At 71.0% G+C, this 19448-nt stretch carries 17 protein-coding genes; 3 read left to right on the top strand and 14 right to left on the bottom strand.

Features of this window, described 5'->3' with window-relative positions; all coding sequences use genetic code 11:
• Window positions 1–2: 2 nt before the first annotated feature.
• Complete coding sequence (gene purE, locus OG538_RS22510; RefSeq protein ID WP_406096314.1) at window positions 3–542, bottom strand: 5-(carboxyamino)imidazole ribonucleotide mutase; 540 nt, start codon at window positions 540–542, stop codon at window positions 3–5.
• Window positions 539–1678 carry a 5-(carboxyamino)imidazole ribonucleotide synthase gene (locus OG538_RS22505; RefSeq protein WP_406096312.1) on the bottom strand — a complete coding sequence of 380 codons (1140 nt, stop codon included), beginning with the start codon at window positions 1676–1678 and terminating at the stop codon, window positions 539–541. The genes purE and OG538_RS22505 overlap by 4 nt, the downstream gene beginning before the upstream one ends.
• 199 nt (window positions 1679–1877) lie before the next feature.
• Here OG538_RS22505 and OG538_RS22500 point away from each other — a divergent pair, with 199 nt between their 5' ends.
• A complete protein-coding gene (locus OG538_RS22500; RefSeq protein ID WP_406096310.1) occupies window positions 1878–2435 on the top strand; it encodes a GtrA family protein in 558 nt (185 codons plus the stop codon).
• 6 nt (window positions 2436–2441) lie between these two features.
• Here OG538_RS22500 and OG538_RS22495 read toward each other — a convergent pair whose 3' ends face one another.
• Window positions 2442–3707 carry an ATP-binding protein gene (locus OG538_RS22495; protein WP_406096308.1) on the bottom strand — a complete coding sequence of 422 codons (1266 nt, stop codon included), beginning with the start codon at window positions 3705–3707 and terminating at the stop codon, window positions 2442–2444.
• Window positions 3708–3722: 15 nt separating this feature from the next.
• Window positions 3723–4400 carry a response regulator transcription factor gene (locus OG538_RS22490; protein ID WP_018524728.1) on the bottom strand — a complete coding sequence of 226 codons (678 nt, stop codon included), beginning with the start codon at window positions 4398–4400 and terminating at the stop codon, window positions 3723–3725.
• Window positions 4401–4820: 420 nt separating this feature from the next.
• On the opposite strand from OG538_RS22490, the gene OG538_RS22485 reads away from it, so the two are divergent.
• A complete protein-coding gene (locus tag OG538_RS22485) occupies window positions 4821–6317 on the top strand; it encodes a peptide MFS transporter (RefSeq protein ID WP_406096305.1) in 1497 nt (498 codons plus the stop codon).
• Window positions 6318–6401: 84 nt separating this feature from the next.
• Here the strand turns inward: OG538_RS22485 and OG538_RS22480 are convergent, their stop codons facing one another.
• The 6 genes from OG538_RS22480 to OG538_RS22455 all read right to left on the bottom strand — a co-directional run bounded on the left by OG538_RS22480 (window position 6402) and on the right by OG538_RS22455 (window position 12226).
• Complete coding sequence (locus OG538_RS22480) at window positions 6402–7760, bottom strand: hypothetical protein (protein ID WP_406100258.1); 1359 nt, start codon at window positions 7758–7760, stop codon at window positions 6402–6404.
• Window positions 7761–7798: 38 nt separating this feature from the next.
• Window positions 7799–8935, bottom strand: a complete 1137-nt coding sequence (locus OG538_RS22475) for a hypothetical protein (protein ID WP_406096304.1) — start codon at window positions 8933–8935, stop codon at window positions 7799–7801.
• On the bottom strand, window positions 8932–10008 hold the full coding sequence (locus tag OG538_RS22470; protein ID WP_406096302.1) for a hypothetical protein: 1077 nt from the start codon (window positions 10006–10008) through the stop codon (window positions 8932–8934). The genes OG538_RS22475 and OG538_RS22470 overlap by 4 nt, the downstream gene beginning before the upstream one ends.
• Window positions 10009–10053: 45 nt before the next feature.
• Window positions 10054–10719 carry a peptidase gene (locus OG538_RS22465; protein WP_406096300.1) on the bottom strand — a complete coding sequence of 222 codons (666 nt, stop codon included), beginning with the start codon at window positions 10717–10719 and terminating at the stop codon, window positions 10054–10056.
• Between the two features lie 361 nt (window positions 10720–11080).
• Window positions 11081–11629, bottom strand: a complete 549-nt coding sequence (locus tag OG538_RS22460; protein ID WP_406096298.1) for an ATP-binding protein — start codon at window positions 11627–11629, stop codon at window positions 11081–11083.
• A 228-nt stretch (window positions 11630–11857) separates the two neighbouring features.
• Window positions 11858–12226 (bottom strand): STAS domain-containing protein, encoded by a 369-nt coding sequence (locus OG538_RS22455; protein ID WP_406096296.1) that lies wholly within the window; start codon window positions 12224–12226, stop codon window positions 11858–11860.
• Between the two features lie 280 nt (window positions 12227–12506).
• Between OG538_RS22455 and OG538_RS22450 the strand changes: the two genes are divergently transcribed.
• Window positions 12507–13490: an RNA polymerase sigma factor SigF gene (locus tag OG538_RS22450; RefSeq protein ID WP_406100257.1), complete on the top strand. Its 984-nt coding sequence runs from the start codon at window positions 12507–12509 to the stop codon at window positions 13488–13490.
• 89 nt (window positions 13491–13579) lie between these two features.
• On the opposite strand, the gene hutI is transcribed toward OG538_RS22450, so the two are convergent.
• The 4 genes from hutI to hutU all read right to left on the bottom strand — a co-directional run bounded on the left by hutI (window position 13580) and on the right by hutU (window position 19264).
• Entirely contained in the window at window positions 13580–14767 is a 1188-nt protein-coding gene (gene hutI, locus OG538_RS22445; protein ID WP_406096294.1) for an imidazolonepropionase, read from the bottom strand.
• Window positions 14768–14910: 143 nt separating this feature from the next.
• The gene (locus OG538_RS22440; RefSeq protein ID WP_406096292.1) at window positions 14911–16296 is read right to left on the bottom strand and encodes a formimidoylglutamate deiminase; all 1386 of its coding nucleotides are present in this window, start codon (window positions 16294–16296) and stop codon (window positions 14911–14913) included.
• Window positions 16287–17501, bottom strand: a complete 1215-nt coding sequence (locus tag OG538_RS22435) for an allantoate amidohydrolase (RefSeq protein ID WP_406100256.1) — start codon at window positions 17499–17501, stop codon at window positions 16287–16289. Before OG538_RS22435 ends, OG538_RS22440 begins: the two co-directional genes overlap by 10 nt.
• Window positions 17502–17602: 101 nt before the next feature.
• Window positions 17603–19264 carry a urocanate hydratase gene (gene hutU / locus OG538_RS22430; RefSeq protein ID WP_406096290.1) on the bottom strand — a complete coding sequence of 554 codons (1662 nt, stop codon included), beginning with the start codon at window positions 19262–19264 and terminating at the stop codon, window positions 17603–17605.
• Between the last annotated feature and the right edge of the window lie 184 nt (window positions 19265–19448).

Genomic DNA, 19448 nt, shown 5'->3' with positions numbered 1-19448 from the left:
GACTACTTCCCGAAGCCGAAGGTGTCGGGGTTCCCGACCTTGCTGCGCAGGCGCTTGCCCTTCTCGGTGGCCTGGTCGTTCAGGTCCGAGAGGAATTCCGTCATGCGGGTCCGCAGCTCGGCGTCGTGGGCGGCGAGGATGCGGACGGCCAGCAGGCCGGCGTTCCGCGCGCCCGCGATGGAGACGGTGGCGACCGGGATGCCGGCGGGCATCTGCACGATGGACATGAGGCTGTCCATGCCGTCCAGGTACTTCAGCGGGACCGGCACACCGATGACGGGCAGCGGGGTGAGGGAGGCGAGCATGCCGGGCAGGTGGGCGGCGCCGCCCGCACCGGCGATGATCGCCCGGAGGCCGCGGCCCGCGGCGTTCTCGCCGTACGCGATCATCTCGCGTGGCATGCGGTGGGCGGAGACGACGTCGACCTCGTAGGGGATCTCGAACTCGTCGAGCGCCTTGGCCGCTGCTTCCATCACGGGCCAGTCCGAGTCCGAGCCCATGACGATGCCGACGACCGGTGCGGTGGAGGCGGGGGAAGTCATTCGGTGATCGTTCCTCGCAGGTAGTCGGCCGCGTGCCGGGCGCGCTCCCGCACGTCCGCCAGATCGTCGCCGTAGGTGTTGACGTGGCCGACCTTGCGGCCGGGCTTCACGTCCTTGCCGTACATGTGGATCTTGAGCTGCGGGTCGCGGGCCATGCAGTGCAGGTACGCCTGGTACATGTCCGGGAAGTCGCCGCCCAGCACGTTGGACATGACCGTCCAGGTGGCGCGCGGCCGCGGGTCTCCGAGCGGGAGGTCGAGCACGGCCCGGACGTGGTTGGCGAACTGCGAGGTGATCGCGCCGTCCTGCGTCCAGTGCCCGGAGTTGTGCGGGCGCATCGCCAGTTCGTTGACGAGGATGTGCCCGTCGCGGGTCTCGAAGAGCTCGACGGCGAGGTGACCGACGACTCCGAGCTCCGCGGCGATGCGGAGGGCGAGCTGCTGGGCCTCGCCTCCGAGCTTCTCGCTCAGCCCGGGGGCCGGTGCGATGACCGTGTCGCAGACGCCGTCGACCTGGATCGACTCGACGACCGGGTAGGCCACGGCCTGGCCGTGCGGCGAGCGGACGATGTTGGCGGCCAGCTCCCGTACGAAGTCGACCTTCTCCTCGGCGAGGACGGGGACGCCGGCCCGGAAGGGGTCGGCCGCGTCCGCCTCGGAGCGGACCACCCAGACGCCCTTGCCGTCGTAGCCGCCGCGCACGGTCTTGAGGATGACCGGGAAGCCGCCCACCTCCTCGGCGAACGCCGCGGCGTCGGCCGGGTCCTTCACGATGCGGTGGCGGGGGCAGGGCGCGCCGATCTCGGAGAGCTTCGCGCGCATCACCCCCTTGTCCTGGGCGTGCACCAGCGCGTCGGGGCCGGGGCGCACGGGGATGCCGTCCGCCTCCAGGGCCCGCAGGTGCTCGGTGGGCACGTGCTCGTGATCGAAGGTGATCACGTCACAGCCGCGCGCGAAGGCGCGCAGCGTGTCCAGGTCGCGATAGTCGCCCACGACGACTTCGCTCACCACCTGGGCCGCCGAGTCCTGAGCGGTGTCACTGAGGAGCTTGAACTTGATGCCGAGGGGGATGCCCGCCTCGTGGGTCATACGGGCGAGCTGACCGCCACCGACCATGCCGACTACCGGGAACGTCACTCCTCCAGGGTATCCGCACCGTCCGGGCCGCCGGACGATGCCCCGGAGGGCCCCCCGCGGGCGGGCCGCGGAAGGGCTCCGGTGTCACGGCCTCGCCACACCCGTCCCCGTACTCACAGGCGGCCGACGGGCCGCCTGGTTAGCATGGCTGGGTTGACGGAACCTGAAGCCGAACCGACAGACGGGCTGAGCGATCACCATGAGCGAACGGGGCGCACTGCGGGCCCGGCTGGATCTGCTGGCCCGGGAGGTCGCCAAGTTCGGCGTGGTCGGCGCGGTCGGCCTGGTCGTCAATATCGCCGTATCCAACCTGCTGTGGCGCTACACGGACATCCCCACGGTCCGCGCGGGCCTGATGGCGACGTTCGTCGCGATCCTCTTCAACTACGTCGGCTTCCGCTACTGGACGTACCGGGAGCGCGACAAGAGCGGACGGACCCGGGAGCTGACGCTGTTCCTGCTGTTCAGCGCGGTGGGTGCGGTCATCGAGACCGGAGTGCTGTACGCGGCGACGTACGGGTTCGGCTGGAACACCCCGGTCCAGAGCAACGTCTTCAAGATCCTCGGAATCGGCATCGCGACGCTGTTCCGCTTCTGGTCCTACCGGACATGGGTCTTCAGGGCGCTGCCTGACAAAGACGTGATCGTGAGCACGCTGAACCCGGAGGACGTCGCACAGGCGGGGCGGCCCGTCGCCGCCCCCGTACCCGCACCGGCCGCTGCGGTGCGGGTCGAGGCGGATACGGCCCGGCGATAGGACCGCTCACCTCACCGGGCGTTCCGGTTCCTTCCTGTCCAGGGCCACCTGGCTGAGGAAGAGCGCGAAGACCGGGGGCTGCTGCTGGAGCAGTTCGAGGCGGCCGCCGTCCGCCTCCGCGAGGTCGCGGGCGACCGCGAGGCCGATGCCCGTGGAGTTGCGGCCGCTGATGGTCCGCTCGAAGATCCGGGCGCCCAGGTCGGCGGGGACCCCGGGGCCCTCGTCCGTCACCTCGATGACCGCCTGGTTGCCGGTGACGCGGGTGCGCAGCGCGACCGTACCGCCGCCGTGCATGAGTGAGTTCTCGATCAGCGCGGCGAGGACCTGCGCGACGGCGCCGGGCGTTCCGACGGCCCGCAGGCCGTGTTTGCCTGAGCAGACGACGGCCCGGCCCTCACTCCGGTAGGCGGGGCGCCACTCCTCGATCTGCTGCTTGACGATCTCGTCGAGATCGAAGACGACCGCGGACCCGGTCCGCGGGTCCCGGGCGTTGGTCAGCAGCCGCTGGACCACGTCCGTGAGCCGCTCGACCTGGGTGAGGGCGATGTTCGCCTCCTCCTTCACGGTCTCGGGGTCGTCGGTGACGGAGATCTCCTCGATCCGCATGGACAGCGCGGTGAGCGGCGTACGCAGTTGGTGGGAGGCGTCGGCGGCGAGCCGGCGCTCCGCGGTCAGCATCCGGGCGATCCGTTCGGCGGAGGAGTCCAGGACGTCGGCGACCCGGTCGAGCTCCGGCACCCCGTACCGCTTGTGGCGCGGGCGCGGGTCGCCCGACCCCAGGCGTTCCGCGGTCTCCGCGAGGTCGGTGAGCGGCGAGGCCAGCTTGTTGGCCTGGCGTACGGCGAGGAGCACGGCGGAGACGATGGCCAGGAGCGCCACCGCGCCGATGATCATCAGGGTGCGGCCGACCTCGCGGGTGACGGAGGAGCGGGACTCCTCGACGGTGACCTTCTCACCGTGCTCGCCCTCTTCCGTGGCGCTGATCACGCTGCCACTGGGGCGGTCACCGACCTCGATGGGGGCGCGGCCGGGCATCTTGACGAGGGCGTAGCGCCCGTCGTCGATCTGTTCGGCCAGCACGCCGGGGTTGATCCGCTCGGCGCCCAGCAGCCGGCTCTCGATCACGCTGATCAGCCGCAGTGCCTCGGAGTCGACGCTCTCCTGGGCGCTGCTGCTGATGGTGCGGGTCTCGACGATGACGAGGGAGACGCCGAAGACGGCGATCACCACGAGCACCACGGCGAGGGTGGAGTTGATCAGACGTCGGCGCATGACTGGATCTGTACGTCAGCTCTTCTCGAAGCGGAAGCCGACGCCCCGGACGGTGGCGATGTAGCGGGGGTTGGCGGCGTCGTCGCCGAGCTTCTTGCGCAGCCAGGAGATGTGCATGTCGAGGGTCTTGGTGGACGACCACCAGGTGGTGTCCCAGACCTCGCGCATCAGCTGGTCACGCGTGACGACGCGGCCCGCGTCGCGGACCAGGACCCGCAGCAGGTCGAACTCCTTCGCGGTGAGCTGGAGTTCCTCGTCGCCCATCCAGGCCCGGTGCGACTCGACGTCGATCCGGACGCCGTGGGTGGCGGGCTGCGGGGCGGGCTCGGTGGCGCCGCGGCGGAGCAGGGCGCGGACGCGGGCCAGGAGCTCGGCGAGCCGGAAGGGCTTGGTGACGTAGTCGTCGGCGCCGGCGTCGAGGCCGACGACCGTGTCCACCTCGTCGGCGCGGGCGGTGAGCACCAGGACCGGCACGGTGTGGCCCTCGGCACGGAGCCTGCGGGCGACTTCCAGGCCGTCCATCCCGGGCAGCCCCAGGTCCAGCACGACCAGGTCGATGCCGCCCTGGAGGCCGGCGTCGAGAGCGGTCGGGCCGTCTTCGCGGACCTCGACCTCGTAACCCTCCCGACGCAGGGCGCGGGCCAGCGGCTCCGAGATGGATGCGTCGTCCTCGGCGAGCAGTACACGGGTCATGCAGTGATGGTAGTCCGCGCGGAGGACAAGGAGTGAGGTGATCCGGGCGCCCTGCGGGTCTGCGACCCGTTCTTGTCCAGACCTTCGAATATGGGAGTGTGGTTGCAGCTGGGCCTGTGATCCATCTCTCAAGTCCTTCCATATCCCGCTCAGTCGTGTCGTATGGTGTTTCAACGCCTGTTGCACTACTCAAGGACCTTTGGGCAGCTATGAGCGCCGAGGGTCCTTCTTCATGTGCAGGGCTGGTACCCGCCAGTCCGGATTTTCAGTGAATGACCTGTGGGCCGGGCCCGGGACGCCGATGAGGGCGCTCCGGGTGTGGATCCCGACGCGGTGGGCGTACCCGCGTCGGTGCCGGCCTCCCCCCACCGGGCGCGTACCGCTCACGAGCGACGCGTCCCGAGCAAGCAAGGATCGATCATGGCGTCCAGCCTGACGAAGGACCCGGCGAGCACCGCGGGTGGCGAGAAGACGTTCTTCGGCCACCCCCGCGGCCTGGCCACGCTCTTCATGACCGAGATGTGGGAGCGCTACAGCTTCTACGGCATGAAGGCACTGCTCCCGCTGTACCTGATCGCGCCCGGCGGCATGCACATGAGCGCCACCACGGCCACGGCGATCTACTCCGTCTACATGGCGATGGTCTATCTGCTCGCCATGCCCGGCGGCTGGATGGCCGACCGCTTCTGGGGGCCGCGCAGGACGGTCGCCATCGGTGGCGGTGTCGTCATCGTCGGACACATCACGCTTGCCGTGCCCAACTCGGCGACCTTCTTCGCGGGTCTCGTACTCGTCGCACTCGGCTCCGGCCTGCTGAAGGCGAACATCTCCACGATGGTCGGCCACCTCTACAACGGCCCCGAGGATCCGCGCCGTGACGGTGGCTTCACGCTCTTCTACATCGGCATCAACCTCGGCGCCTTCCTCGCCCCGCTGACCATCGGCACCATCGGTGAGAACGTCAACTGGCACTTCGGCTTCGCGCTCGCCGCGATAGGCATGGCCCTGGGCCTCGCCCAGTTCATGCTCGGCACCCGCAACCTGAGCCCGGAGAGCGACGTCGTCTCCACCCCGGCGACGGAGCAGGAGAAGCGCTCGGTCCTGCGCAAGGGCCTGGTCTGGCTGATCGTCGCGGCGGTCTTCTACAGCCTGCTCGGCATCACCGGGAACTTCGCCGACTGGGCGCTGCTGCCGATCACCATCGCCGGACTGGTCATTCCGGTCGCCGTCCTGGTCCGCATGAAGCGCGACAAGGAGCTGACGAACACCGAGCAGTCCAAGCTGTCGGGCTACATCTGGTTCTTCGTCGTCGCCGCCGTCTTCTGGATGATCTACGACCAGAACGGCTCGACCCTGTCGATCTTCGGAGAGAACTCGACGACGAACAGCCTGTTCGGCATCGACTTCCCGACGTCCTGGTACCAGTCGCTGAACCCGATCTTCATCATGGCGATCGCCCCCGTGGTCGCCTCGGGCTGGCTGTGGCTGAACAAGCGCGGCAAGGAGCCGAGCACCGCCGTCAAGTTCGCCTCCAGCCTCGTGCTGATCGGCATCTCCTTCGTCGTCTTCATGATCCCGCTGATCGACACCGCGGCCAACGGGGGCAGGGTCAGCCCGATGTGGCTGGTGGCGATCTACTTCATCCAGACCGTCGCCGAGCTCTGCCTCTCCCCGGTCGGCCTGTCGGTCACCACGAAGATGGCCCCGGCGAAGTACAGCTCCCAGATGATGGGTGTCTGGTTCCTGGCGGTCACCGCGGGTGACTCCGTGACCGGTCTCCTCACGTCCCCGCAGCTGGGGGTCGATCTGAACACCTCGGGTGCCGTCGCGTTCGAGGCGGTCCTCGCGGTCATCGCCGGTGTCGGCATCTGGATGTACCGCAAGAAGGTCACGCAGCACATGAGTGACGCGAGCTGATCCTCCGGTTCCACGCGCAGGGGCCGCCGCACCGTTTGCACGGTGCGGCGGCCCCTGCCGTATGCGTACGGTCCCTGGTTCAGCTCACCGGCCCGAGCGCAGCCGGCGCCACGGGGTGAACGTGAACACGGCGCCGCCCAGCAGGATCGCCGTGCCGGCGACCAGGCCGAGTGCGCGCAGGGCGCCGTTGTCCTCGGCCCCGGTGGCCGCGAGGCCGCCGCCGGACGCCGTGCCTCCGCCTGCCGCCGCGGCTCCGCCGGAGCCCGCGGTGCCACCTCCGGCAGCACCGCCTTCCTGGGCGGTGGTGTCGAGTTCGAGGGAAGCCTGTGGGGTGCCCTTGACCGCGCACGGGATGTTGATCTTCTGGCCGCCCAGCATGACGTCGATCGTCAGGGCGCCGGGGGTGAGGGTGGACTTGCCGGAGGCACCCGGCTTGTAGGTGCCGGTCATGTCGGGCAGGTTGACCGGCTTGCCCGTCTCCAGAGGCTCGGGGTTCCCCGGCCCGGTCACGTCGACGGCACCCTTGTCCGCGCCGCCGATGACGATCTTCATGGACGGCTTGAGCGCACCGGCGGGCAGCGGGGCCGGGCTGTTCATCACGCCCTTGGCCGTCTTGACCGTGAGCGCGTAGCTCCCGCCCGTCTTCTTGGCGTTGATCGTCACCTTGGAGGCGATGCCCTCCTGCGGTCCCGGCGACTTGCAGGTGAAGTTCACCACGACTTCCTTGCCCGGGAAGTCCGTGGCGCCGCCCGAGCCCCCGGTGGAGCCGCCCGCATCCGTACCACCTGCGGTCGTGCCACCGCTGCTCGTGCCGCCGGACGTCGTGCCACCCGCGGACGTCGTGCCGCCGCTCGTGGTGCCGCCTGCGGTCGTACCCCCGGCGGTCGTGCCGCCCGCTGTCGTCCCGCCGGCCGTCGTGCCGCCGGCTGTGCCTCCGCCGCCGTCCGTGACCTTGATCGTCGCGCCGGGCTGGACCGTCTCCTTCGGCGAGCACGTGGTGTCCGTGGAGATCGGCTTGGAGACGTTGATGGTGTACCCGTCGGGCGTCAGCGTCAGATCACCCGCCTTCTCCAGCTTCAGCGAGCCCTTCATGTCCGGCAGGACCATCGGGCTGTTCTTGGGGATCGCCGGATTCTGCCGCGGTCCCTCCATCTTCAGATCGCCACTGGCGGCGCCGCCCAGCTTGATCGTGCCGGTCGGCTTGACGGTGTCCTTCCCGAGATCGAGGACGTCGGGATTGCTGGAGGCGGCCTGGACCGTCTTCCACACGACCTCGACGGTGTCCCCGACCTTCGCCTCGGCGGGCGCGGTCAACTGCACCTTGGTGGTGCCCTGCACGGCCGGCAGTCCGGAGATGGCCGGGGGTATGCACTCCGTCTTGTACGAGATGTCGGCGGCCTGGGCCGGGCTCGCGGCCAGCAGCATGCCCGCCCCGCCGATCATCATCGCGACTCCCGCCGCGACCGTCCTGCGTTGCGTACTCACGAATGTCCCTTCGTCGTCGGTCTGTTCTCTGACGGTGCGGAATCAGGGGTGAACCACGGCAGCGCGGCCGTGGTGGTGCTCGTCCCCGCCTCGGGGGCGGGACCGGCGACCGGCGCCGGGGCGCGCCGCAGCTTCGGGAACCCGGCGCTCACTCCGGTGCGCGTCGACGGGCGCCGTGCCCGCCGACGGCTCGCGGTGTGCCCGGGGTGCGGCCGTACCTTGTCGACGATCGCCATGCCGATGCGGAACACGGCCGCGGGCACGACGAGGCAGAGCAGGATCCAGAAGAGCGTCACGCCCCACGGCCGGCCGACCCCCCACGGCTGCTCGGCCAGCACCTTCGTGCCGTACTTCAAAGAGATCTGGTAGTCGCCGTGGGCGCCTGCCGTCAGCTCGACGGGCAGTTCGATACGGGCCTTGCGGCCGGGCTCGACGGTGCCCCGCCACTGCTGTTCGTCCCACTGCGCGGCGTAGACGCCGTGCGCGGTGCCGACCCGGAAGACCGGGTCCTTGACCGGCGCGGAGCCCAGGTTGCCGACCGTGAACACGAGCCGCCGTGACGGCGGGGCGCCGAACCAGGTCAGCAGCCCGCTGTCGCCCTCGAGCCGGGTGGCCGCGAGGACGGCGAGCTTGCCGTCGCCCGTCTGCTTCGGCAGCGCGGCGACCGGGTGACCGGCGACCACGAACACCGCGTCGGCCAGCGCCTGTTCACCGGTGACCGTGGCGACATGGACCACGCAGGGACAGGGCGCGGGCGGCTCGGCGACCGGCAGCTTCTTGCCGAAGGCGCCCTTCTTGTCGGTGGTGACGGCGCGACCGTCCGCGTTGGCGCAGGAGTTGGTGCCGCCGATCACGCCCCGGGCCGGGGTGGACCGCCCGCAGATCAGCATCATGAGCAGGGTGTCGGGCCGCCAGCCCTTGCCCTTGACGGTGATCTCGCCGCCCTTGCCCGCCTGCTTCTCCGAGAGCGTGACCACCGGTTTCGGGTCAGCCGCGCTCGGGCTCCCGGCCCGGGCGCCCGTCGCGGTCAGCAGCAGGGCGGGCAGCATCGCGGCCAGCAGTACGGCGAGCAGGGCGGCCGCCCGCGCGCGGCCCTCGCTCCGGAATGCCGCCGGTCCGGTCCGTCCAGTCACGATTCCGCTCCCGCCTTCACCAGGTGCCTCTCGTCGGAGTGCTGTTGAGGGTCCGGGACCGGTGCGGCCCCGTCGTCGTGTGCGCCCCGCCTGGCCGCTCGCCGGAGGCCGTACACGCCCGCGACGAGGGCGCCCAGGAGCAGCGCGCCACCGGCCACCGGCGACCGGGGCACGAAGGCCGCCGATGCGGTCGCCTCGTCGTGTGCGCCGCCGGCCGCCGTGACGCGCAGCCGTACGGTGACGGAGTCGAGGGCGGGGGTGTCCCGCCACGGCTCGGTGAGCCGCGCCCGCCGGCCGGGCGGCAGTTCGACGGGCAGGGTGCGGGCGCCGCGCCGCAGCAGTGGCCCGAACACCCCGTCCGCGCTGACGGACAGGCGCGGTGCGAGGACCACGTTGCCCCGGTTGACCAGCGTGTAGTGGATGCTCCCGCCGCTCACCGACACGTCCTCCACCGTGAGCGCGGCCAGCGTCGGCCCGCCGACCCGCAGTTGGACGCGTACGCCGACCGAGCGGCCGCCGCCCTCGGCGACGATCGCGCCGGGGTGGTCGCCGGGCTGCGCGTCCCCTGGCACGGTGAAGGCGACCGGCACGTCGGCCCTGGTCCTGGCGGGCACCGTCACCTCGGTACTCGCCGTCCGCAGCCAGGCCCCGGTCCCGCTGGAGCCCTTCACACCGCGCACCGCGAATCCGCCGTTGCCCGTGTGGTACGCGTCGGCGCCGCGCAGCCGTACGGTGACCGGCTCCGCCCCCGGGTTGGTGAGCGACAGCCGGTCCTCCAGGACGCTGCCCGGCAGACCCTCCAGGTAGAAGTACGGTCTGCCCTCCCCCCGCCCGGAACCACTCACCGCGGGCTGCGCCGTCCACGCGGGTCGGGCGGGGTGCTCGGTGGCACCGGCCGCCGCCGCCGGGGCGAGCGCGCAGCACAGGGCGGCGAGCAGCGGCAGGGCGCGTGTCGGACGCCGCACGGCGGACGGCCGTGCGGCAGCCGCGCGTGCCAAACGCCCCACGACGGACCGCGGTGCGGCAGCAGGTCCTGGGACGGGGCGGGTGGCGTGACCGGTCAACGGCGGCATGGGCGGCTCCCTGGTGCGTGACAGCGGCGGCGGTTCGCGCGGTTGTCAGCCCGTGGCCCGCTGCCCCCGCCTGGTCAGCCAGAGCACACCGGCCGCGCCCGTCAGCAGCACCGTGCCGCCGAGCGTGCCGAGTGCCACCGCCGAGTCCAGCGGGCCGGTCCTGGGCAGCGACGTGTTGGTGTCGGGTGTGGTCGCGCCGCCGCCGGACGCGGTGACGTCGAGCGAGAGCGAGGGGCCCGGGTTGTTCGACGGGGTGCAGGTCGTCGTCGTGCCGAGTGCCTTGATGGTGAGCACGCCGGCGGTGAAGTCGACCTTGCCGCTCTTCTTCGGGGTGTAGGTCCCCGACAGATCGTTGATCTTGATGGGGCTGTTGGCGGGGATGGCCGCGGAGTTGGCCGGGCCGGAGACCTGGACCTGTCCGGGGTCGGCGCCGCCCACCTTGATCACCGCACTGGGGTTCATCGCCCCCTTGCCGAGTTCGACCGGGCTGGAGGAGACGCCCTTCTGGAAGGACATGGTGAGCTTGTAGCCACCGCCGCTCCTGACGCTCTTGATGTCGATCGGCGAGACGGCGGCCTTGTCACCGATCGGGGTCTTGCACTGGTAGTTGACGTCGACGACCGTCGCGTGGGCGGCGGGCGCGGCCAGCAGCACCACCGCGCTCGCCAGCCCGGACGCCAGCGCGAGAGCTGTTCGCTTCTGGTTCGACACCTCGAGATCCCCTCATGCCGGGAGTCGCCGCGCGCCGCTTCCGTGCGGCACAAGAAACTGACGACACATCAGATTGGCCGTCAAGGTACGCCCGGGGCCTTGTGGAGGGAAGACAAAGAGCGCGCCGATCCGGCGCGCTCTTCGAGGGGGTGAGGGTCTTTCGTTCGGATCGGGCGGGATCAGGGAACGGAGTCCGGTGCGTGCGGCCGCAAGGCGGAGGAGGGAGCCCCCGCGGAGCATGGGCGACCGACGACAGCGCCACAGACGCGCGTGCCGGGCCCCGCGGGCCCGGCACGATCCGAACGAGAGACCCCAGGGCCTTTCGTTCGATCCGAACGAGAGGCCCTACGGGACACAGCCCTCAGGCAGGGGCGGCCAGCTCCGCCCAGACGGTCTTGCCCGCTTCGCCGGGCACCCGCACGACTCCCCAGTCCAGGCAGAGCCGCTGCACGATGAACATGCCGTGCCCGCCGGGCCGGCCCGCCCGGTGCGGGGTGCGGGGTGTGGGCTGTCCCGCGCCGCCGTCGGCGACCTCCACCCGCAACGCCTTGGGTGTGCGGGCGATGCGGAGCTCGTCGGGACCGTCCGCGTGCAGGCACGCGTTGGTGACCAGCTCGGAGACCACCAGCAGGACATCCTCGGCGGCGGCGCGGCGGTCGGCGGTCGCGGCGGGTAGCCAGCCCCAGTCATGGAGCGCCTGACGGGCGAAATCCCGGGCCGTCGGCACGATGCCGCTGGCCTCTCTCAGTGGCAGCGTGCGCCACTGCCACTCCGTGGGCTCGACGTGCGTGACGGAGGGAACGCCGGAACGCGCGTCCGCACGCGCACCCGCGTCGGCGCGTGCGTCCGCGCCTGCGCCCTCCGGCTCGCGGCCGAGGTCGCCCGGCGGATGCTGCCGGGTGGTGCTCATCAGCGCTTCACCTCACCGATTCACCATGTCGCCATCGAACAGATACAGAAAACGAATACTGATACGAACACTGATACAGGTACCGCAAGGACACGAAACGTGCACGTCTCCCACGGTCAGCCGAGGAGTCTTCTGCCCTGCCGAATCGTGACAACACCCACTTCGCCTACGCGGAACGCGTGACACGGGCTGCAGAAGGGGCGCCCGAGGCATCGAAACGCGCCATGATCAGGAGTCCAGGGCCTCGTCGAGGGAGTCGTGGACGGTGAATACCGCCTCGGCCCCGGTGATCTCGAAGACCCGCGCCACCACCGGCAGCATTCCGGCCAGATGGACCCCTCCCCCGGCCGCCTCCGCCTTGAGGCGGGCACCGAGCAGCACGTTGAGCCCGGTGGAGTCACAGAATTCGAGCTGCGAGCAGTCGACCACCAGGCGTACACGCCCTTGCTCGACCGCGTGCTCCAAGGGCTCGCGCAGCAGGTCCGCCGTGTGGTGATCGAGCTCACCCACCGGCGTCACAACCTCACTACGGCCCTCGGTCCGGGTCTCGACCTGAAGTCGCCCCCGGTTCGCGCTGCCGACCGTCCCGCGGTCCATGCCCGCCCCTCTTCGCCTCGTCACTTTCTGCATCAACGTGCATGCAGATGGGTGCAGCTGTCGCTGACGTTCTTAAAACACTACGCGTTCTGTGCGCCACGTGGTAGCCGAAGAACTCAACAAACCGGACATATAGCGTCAATTGGAGGTTGTAACGACCTGCAAAGACCGGGTAAGGGTAGGGGGACACCCGAAACACGGCCGGCTTTGGAGGCGCCGCTTCACCGCAGGAACACGTATGGGCATCGGCAGCCATATGCCGAGAACGATGGAGGAGACCATGTCACCCCGGCTCGACGAAGCGCGTACCCACAAAGCGACGTCAGCATGTCCTCAGGGACTGACCGAATCAGACTCCCCTGCTGCGGCCGTCCTGGACGGCACGCGCAACAGCACCACCAGCAGTGGCAGTGACATCAGCAAGACCGAAGACAACCGCACCACCCGAGACGTGTCCGGTCTCGAAGGACTTCCCGAGATCCCGCCCTACTCCGAAGTGGGGGCGCTGGATGCGAGAGCGCTGTCGAAGACGCTCTTCGCCCGGCTGGAATCCCTCGACGAGGGCACGCACGAGTACTCCTACGTGCGCAACACGCTCGTCGAACTGAACCTGGCCCTGGTCAAGTTCGCCGCCTCCCGGTTCCGCTCGCGCAGCGAGCCGATGGAGGACATCATCCAGGTCGGCACCATCGGCCTGATCAAGGCGATCGACCGGTTCGAACTCAGCAGGGGCGTCGAGTTCCCCACCTTCGCGATGCCGACCATCATCGGCGAGATCAAGCGCTTCTTCCGCGACACCAGCTGGTCCGTGCGCGTCCCGCGCCGCCTGCAGGAGCTGCGGCTCGACCTGGCCAAGGCGGGTGACGAGCTCGCCCAGCGGCTGGACCGGTCGCCCACCGTGGACGAGCTCGCCGACCGCCTCGGCATCACCCGCGACGAGGTCGTCGAGGGCATGGCCGCGAGCAACGCGTACACCGCGAGCTCGCTGGACGCCAAGCCCGAGGACGACGAGAACGAGGGCGCGCTGACCGACCGGCTCGGCTACGAGGACCACGGAATCGAAGGCATCGAGTACGTCGAGTCCCTGAAGCCGCTGATCGCCTCGCTGCCGGGTCGCGACCGGATGATCCTCTCGCTCCGCTTCGTCTCCAACATGACGCAGTCGGAGATCGGCGAGGAGCTCGGCATCTCGCAGATGCACGTGTCGCGCCTGCTCTCCCGCACCCTGGTCAAGCTCCGCAAGGGACTGACCCTGGACGAATGAGCCAGCACCCCGCGACGCGCGTGCGGGGCCTGCCGGATCAAGGACCTGCCCCGTCGAGGGGCAGGTCCTTCCGTGCTTCCGGTGCCTGTTCAGGCACGGTGCGGAGCTACGACCCGCTCGCCGCGCCGCCAGACCTCGTGGACCAGCGGCACGCCCGGCCGGTACGCCAGGTGGACGTGGCTGGGGGCGTCGAGGACCACCAGGTCGGCGCGGGCGCCGGGCGTGATCCGGCCGACGTCCGCGCGGCGCAGTGCGGCCGCTCCGCCCGCGGTGGCGGACCAGAGCGCCTCGTCGGGGGTCATGCCCATGTCGCGGACGGCGAGGGCGATGCAGAACGGCACGGACGAGGTGAACGAGGACCCCGGGTTGCAGTCCGTGGAGAGCGCGACCGTGGCACCCGCGTCGAGGAGCCGACGGGCGTCGGGCCAGGCGGCCCGGGTGGAGAACTCGGCCCCGGGGAGCAGCGTGGCGACGGTCTCCGACTGGGCCAGGGCGTCGACGTCGGCGTCGGTGAGGTGGGTGCAGTGATCGGCGGAGGCGGCGTCGAGCTCCACGGCGAGCTGGACGCCGGGGCCGTGGCCGAGCTGGTTGGCGTGGACCCTGGGGTGGAGCCCCCTGGCCCGGCCGGCGGTCAGGATCGCCCGGGCCTGGTCCCCGTCGAACGCGCCCCGCTCGCAGAAGACGTCGATCCAACGCGCGTACGGGGCGCAGGCGTCGAGCATCGGGCCGGTGACCAGGTCGACGTACCCGGCCGGGTCGTCCGCGTGGTCCGGCGGGACGATGTGGGCGCCGAGGAAGGTGACCTCGTCGGTGTGGCGGGCCGCGATGCGCAGGGCGCGGGCCTCGTCCTGCACGGTGAGGCCGTAGCCGGACTTGGTCTCGAACGTCGTGGTGCCCTGGCGCAGCGCCTCGGCGAGGTAGCGGGCGACGTTGGCGGAGAGTTCCTCGTCGGTGGCGGCGCGGGTGGCGGCCACGGTGGTCCTGATCCCGCCCGCGCTGTAGGCGCGGCCGGACATCCGCGCGTTGAACTCCTGCGTGCGGTCGCCCGCGAAGACGAGGTGGGAGTGGGAGTCGACGAAGCCCGGGATCACGGCCCTGCCGCCCGCGTCGACGGCGTTGTCAGTGGCGGGTGCTTTGCTTGATTCACCGGTCCAGACGACCCGGTCGCCCTCGATGACGACGGCCGCGTCCTGGATCAGTCCGAGGGGGGAACCGTCACCGAGGGAGGGGTCGTTGGTGACCAGTGCGGAGATGTGGGTGATGGCGGTCGTCGTCATCGGGGGACTGCTCTCCTTGCGTGTGGGCGGTGGAGGGATTTCCGCCGGACTGCTCCGGGTTGCCGGGCTGTTCGGAGGCACGGGACCGCTCGGGGATGCCGCTGTGCCCGGTCATGCCGCCGTGCTCGGGGGTGCGGGACCGCTCAGTGGTACAGGGCCGCGATGGCTTTCGCGAGCGCTCCGGGGACGTCGTCGACCAACGCGTGATGTCCGTCGCGGACGATGTGCCGGCCCGCGACCACGGTGTGGCGCACATCGGCCGCGGACGCGGCGAATACGGCTGTCTCGGCTGCCAGCCGGGGCACCGGCCCCGCTGTTCTGACGGAGTCGAGGGCAACGGTCACGAGGTCGGCCGGGGCGCCGGGTTCGAGGAGGCCCGCGTCCGGCCGGCCGAGTGCGGCGTGGCCGTCGGCGGAGGCGGCGCGCAGCAGTGCCGCGGCCGTCCAGTGGCCGCGGGTCCGGGTGCGCAGGCGCTCGTTGAGTTCCATCGCGCGGGCCTCTTCGAAGAGGTCGATGACGGCGTGGCTGTCACTGCCCAGGGAGAGCGGCGACCCCGCGCGCTGGAGGGCGACCGCCGGGCCGATGCCGTCGGCCAGGTCGCGTTCGGTGGTCGGGCACATGCAGGTGCCGGTGGCCGAGGAGCCGATGAGCTCGATGTCCTCGCCGGTGAGGTGGGTGTTGTGGACGCCGGTGGTGCGCGGGCCGAGGACCCCGTGGTCGGCGAGGAGCCGGGTGGGGGTGCGGCCGTGGGTGGCGAGGCAGGCGTCGTTCTCCGCGGTCTGCTCGGAGAGGTGGACATGGAGCGGGGCGTTCCGCTCCGCGGCCCACTGGGCGACGGTGGCGAGCTGATCGGCGGGGACGGCTCGCACGGAGTGGACGGCGGCGCCGATCAGGGTGTGCTCGTCGCCCTTGAGCAGGGAGGCGCGCTCCGCCCAGGCGTCGGCTGTCGTATCGGAGAAGCGCAGCTGGTGATGATCCGGCTTCTGGTACTGGGAGGGCCTGCGGCCGAATCCGGCGGCGAGATAGGCGGTGTCGAGCAGGGTGATCCGCATCCCGGCCTCGTGGGCGGCCGCGATCAGCGCCTCGCCCATCGCGTTCGGGTTGTCGTAGGGGGTGCCGCCCGGTGCATGGTGCAGATAGTGGAACTCACCGACGGCGGTGATGCCGGCCAGCGTCATCTCCGCGTACACCGCACGGGCCAGGTCGTAGTAGGTGTCGGGGGTGAGTCGGGACGCGACCTGGTACATGGTCTCGCGCCAGGTCCAGAAGGTTCCGGAGCCGACCTGGACGGTCGAGCGCAGAGCCCGGTGGAAGGCGTGCGAATGGGTGTTGGCGAGACCCGGCAGCGTGAGCCCGCGCAGTACGGTCGCGCCGGGCGGCGGGGCGTCGACGCCGGTCCGCACCCCGGCGATCCGCCCGTCGGACACCTCCAGGACGACGCCCGGCTCGACATGGGTGCCGAGCCAGGCGTGGGACAGCCAGTACGTCACGTTGACGGGCGTGCCCGTCGCTTCCGTCGTCAGCGGCACGCGAGACCTTCCAGTACGTCGGCGAGTGCGATCACCCCGGCCACGCAGTCGTCCTCGGCGGCGTGCTCGGCCGGCGAGTGCGAGATCCCGGTGGGGTTCCGTACGAACAGCATGGCGGTAGGGACCGAAGCGGACAAAATACCCGCGTCGTGTCCGGCTCCGGTGCCGAGCACGGGCACGCCGCATCCGGGGTCCCGGCCGGCGGAGCCCTTGAGGAGCGCACCCAGCTCGTCGCGCAGCGCGTGCTGGAAGTCCACGACGGGGGTGAAGGACTCCCGTACGACGTCGAGGTCGATCCCGGCCCGCTCGGCGTGCTCCCGGGCGGCCCGCTCGATGCCGGCGACGACGATGTCCAGGGTGGCCTGGTCGGCGGCGCGGGAGTCGAGCCAGCCGCGCACGAGGGAGGGGATGGCGTTGACACCGTTCGGCTCGACGGCGATCTTGCCGAAGGTGGCGAGGGCGCCGGCCAGCTCCGCCTCACGGCGGGCCGCCAGCACGGTCTCGGCGTACGTGAGCATCGGGTCGCGGCGGTCGACGAGCCGGGTGGTGCCCGCGTGGTTGGCCTCGCCCCGGAAGTCGAAGCGCCAGCGTCCGTGCGGCCAGATCGCGGAGGCGATGCCCACCGGGTCACCGGTGAGGTCGAGGGCGCGGCCCTGCTCCACATGGAGTTCGACGAACGCGCCGATACGGGCCAGGCGTTCGGGGTCCGGGCCGATGGCGTCGGGATCGTGTCCGGCCGCCTCCATGGCCTGGGGCAGCGTGATGCCGTCGGCGTCGCGCAGCCGGTGCGCGGCCTCGACGGTCAGCTGCCCGGCCGCGAGCCGGGAGCCGACGCAGGCGAGACCGAAGCGGGCGCCTTCCTCGTCACCGAAGTTGGTGATGGCCAGCGGCCGGGTGAACTCCACTCCCCTGCGGCGGAGTTCATCGAGCGCGGCGAAGGACGAGACGACGCCGAGCGGCCCGTCGAAGGCCCCGCCGTCCGGCACGGAGTCCAGGTGCGAGCCGGTGACTACGGCGTCCCCGGCCAGGGGGTCACCGAGCCAGGCCCACTGGTTGCCGTTGCGGTCGGTCTCCAGGGTCAGCCCGCGGGCCTCGGCCTGCGCCCGGAACCAGGCGCGGCAGTCGGCGTCGGCGGAGGTCCAGGCGTACCGCCGGTACCCGCCGCTGTCCGGGTGGAGCCCGAGAGGGGCCAGCTCCCGCCACATCTCCTGGAAGGACGGCGGCGCGGCTACGGCGGCCGGCGCAGCAGGGCCCGGCGCCGCGACGGCCGTCGGCGCCCCGCTCCTTCGCGCGCCCTCGGGCAGGGTCACGCCTCGCCCTCCGTCATCGGCACGCGCACGCCCTTGTCCGAGGCCACGGACTCCGCGATGTCGTACCCGGCGTCCACGTGCCGGATGACACCCATGCCCGGGTCGTTGGTCAGTACCCGGCGGATCTTCTCGCCCGCCAGCTTCGTACCGTCGGCGACCGTCACCTGGCCCGCGTGGAGGGAGCGCCCCATGCCCACGCCGCCACCGTGGTGGATGGACACCCAGGAGGCGCCGGACGCCACGTTGACCATCGCGTTCAGCAGCGGCCAGTCGGCGATCGCGTCGGAGCCGTCGAGCATGGCCTCGGTCTCGCGGTACGGGGAGGCCACGGAACCGCAGTCCAGGTGGTCGCGACCGATCGCCAGCGGCGCCGCGAGCTCGCCGCTCGCCACCATGTCGTTGAACCGCTCGCCGGCCCGGTCGCGCTCGCCGTAACCGAGCCAGCAGATGCGGGCGGGCAGGCCCTGGAAGTGGACCCGCTCGCCGGCCATCTTGATCCAGCGGTGCAGCGACTCGTTCTCCGGGAAGAGCTCCAGCATCGCCTTGTCGGTCTTGTGGATGTCGGAGGCCTCACCGGAGAGCGCCGCCCAGCGGAACGGGCCCTTGCCCTCGCAGAACAGCGGCCGGATGTAGGCGGGGACGAAGCCGGGGAAGTCGAAGGCCCGCTCGTATCCGGCGAGCTGCGCCTCGCCGCGGATCGAGTTGCCGTAGTCGAAGACCTCCGCACCGGCGTCCATGAAACCGACCATCGCCTCGACGTGCCGGGCCATCGACTCCCGCGCGCGCTGGGTGAAGTCGGCGGGCTTCTCGGTGGCGTAGGACGCCATGTCGTCGAAGTCGACGCCGAGCGGGAGGTAGGCCAGCGGGTCGTGCGCGCTGGTCTGGTCGGTGACGATGTCGACGGGGGCGCCCTCGGCGAGCATCCGGGGCAGCAGCTCCGCCGCGTTGCCGAGCAGCCCGATGGAGAGCGGCTTGCGCGCGTCCCGTGCCTCGGTGGCCAGCTGGAGGGCGTGCTCCAGGTTGTCCGCCTTCACGTCCAGGAAGCGGTGCTCGATGCGACGCTCGATGGCACGCGGGTCGCAGTCGATACAGATCGCGACGCCGTCGTTCATCGTCACGGCGAGCGGCTGGGCGCCGCCCATGCCGCCGAGCCCGGCGGTCAGCGTGATCGTCCCGGCCAGCGTTCCGCCGAACTTCTTCGCGGCGACGGCGGCGAACGTCTCGTAGGTGCCCTGCAGGATGCCCTGCGTACCGATGTAGATCCACGATCCGGCCGTCATCTGGCCGTACATGGTGAGCCCGAGCGCCTCCAGACGACGGAACTCCTCCCAGTTCGCCCAGTCGCCGACCAGGTTGGAGTTGGCGATGAGGACCCGCGGGGCCCATTCGTGCGTCTGCATGACACCGACCGGCCGCCCCGACTGGACGAGCATCGTCTCGTCCTGCTTGAGCGTCCGGAGCGTGCGGACCATGGCGTCGAACGAGCGCCAGTCACGGGCCGCCTTGCCCGTGCCGCCGTAGACGACCAGCTTGTCGGGGTGCTCGGCGACCTCGGGGTCGAGGTTGTTCTGCAGCATGCGCAGCGCGGCTTCCTGCTGCCATCCCAGGGCGCTCAGTTCGGTACCGCGCGGTGCCCGTACGGGGCGGGGTCCTGACATGACAATGCCTCCTCGCGACTGTGAATTTTCTATTCACATCTTGAGCGGATGAATAGCTCCAGTCAACAGGGCGGGCCGGGGCCTTCCGCGCGACCTCCGCCCGCCTGGGCCGGGGCATTCTCCCGGGCCGTCCGCATGTACCTGTGGAAAATGCCAGAACCTCCACCTGGAGCGAGCACGTTGC

The organism is Streptomyces sp. NBC_01013 (assembly GCF_045162765.1).
Taxonomy (GTDB): Bacteria; Actinomycetota; Actinomycetes; order Streptomycetales; family Streptomycetaceae; genus Streptomyces.
This window is presented reverse-complemented; position numbering and strand designations above follow the sequence as displayed.

Bases quoted from the DNA above. Each gene is read 5' to 3' on its own strand.
- purE (WP_406096314.1), bottom strand. From the start codon at position 542: ATGACTTCCCCCGCCTCCACCGCACCGGTCGTCGGCATCGTCATGGGC.
- OG538_RS22500 (WP_406096310.1), top strand. From the start codon at position 1,878: ATGAGCGAACGGGGCGCACTGCGGGCCCGGCTGGATCTGCTGGCCCGG.
- OG538_RS22495 (WP_406096308.1), bottom strand. From the start codon at position 3,707: ATGCGCCGACGTCTGATCAACTCCACCCTCGCCGTGGTGCTCGTGGTG.
- OG538_RS22490 (WP_018524728.1), bottom strand. From the start codon at position 4,400: ATGACCCGTGTACTGCTCGCCGAGGACGACGCATCCATCTCGGAGCCG.
- OG538_RS22485 (WP_406096305.1), top strand. From the start codon at position 4,821: ATGGCGTCCAGCCTGACGAAGGACCCGGCGAGCACCGCGGGTGGCGAG.
- OG538_RS22480 (WP_406100258.1), bottom strand. From the start codon at position 7,760: ATGATCGGCGGGGCGGGCATGCTGCTGGCCGCGAGCCCGGCCCAGGCC.
- OG538_RS22470 (WP_406096302.1), bottom strand. From the start codon at position 10,008: ATGCCGCCGTTGACCGGTCACGCCACCCGCCCCGTCCCAGGACCTGCT.
- OG538_RS22460 (WP_406096298.1), bottom strand. From the start codon at position 11,629: ATGAGCACCACCCGGCAGCATCCGCCGGGCGACCTCGGCCGCGAGCCG.
- OG538_RS22455 (WP_406096296.1), bottom strand. From the start codon at position 12,226: ATGGACCGCGGGACGGTCGGCAGCGCGAACCGGGGGCGACTTCAGGTC.
- OG538_RS22450 (WP_406100257.1), top strand. From the start codon at position 12,507: ATGTCACCCCGGCTCGACGAAGCGCGTACCCACAAAGCGACGTCAGCA.
- hutI (WP_406096294.1), bottom strand. From the start codon at position 14,767: ATGACGACGACCGCCATCACCCACATCTCCGCACTGGTCACCAACGAC.
- OG538_RS22435 (WP_406100256.1), bottom strand. From the start codon at position 17,501: ATGTGGCGGGAGCTGGCCCCTCTCGGGCTCCACCCGGACAGCGGCGGG.
- hutU (WP_406096290.1), bottom strand. From the start codon at position 19,264: ATGTCAGGACCCCGCCCCGTACGGGCACCGCGCGGTACCGAACTGAGC.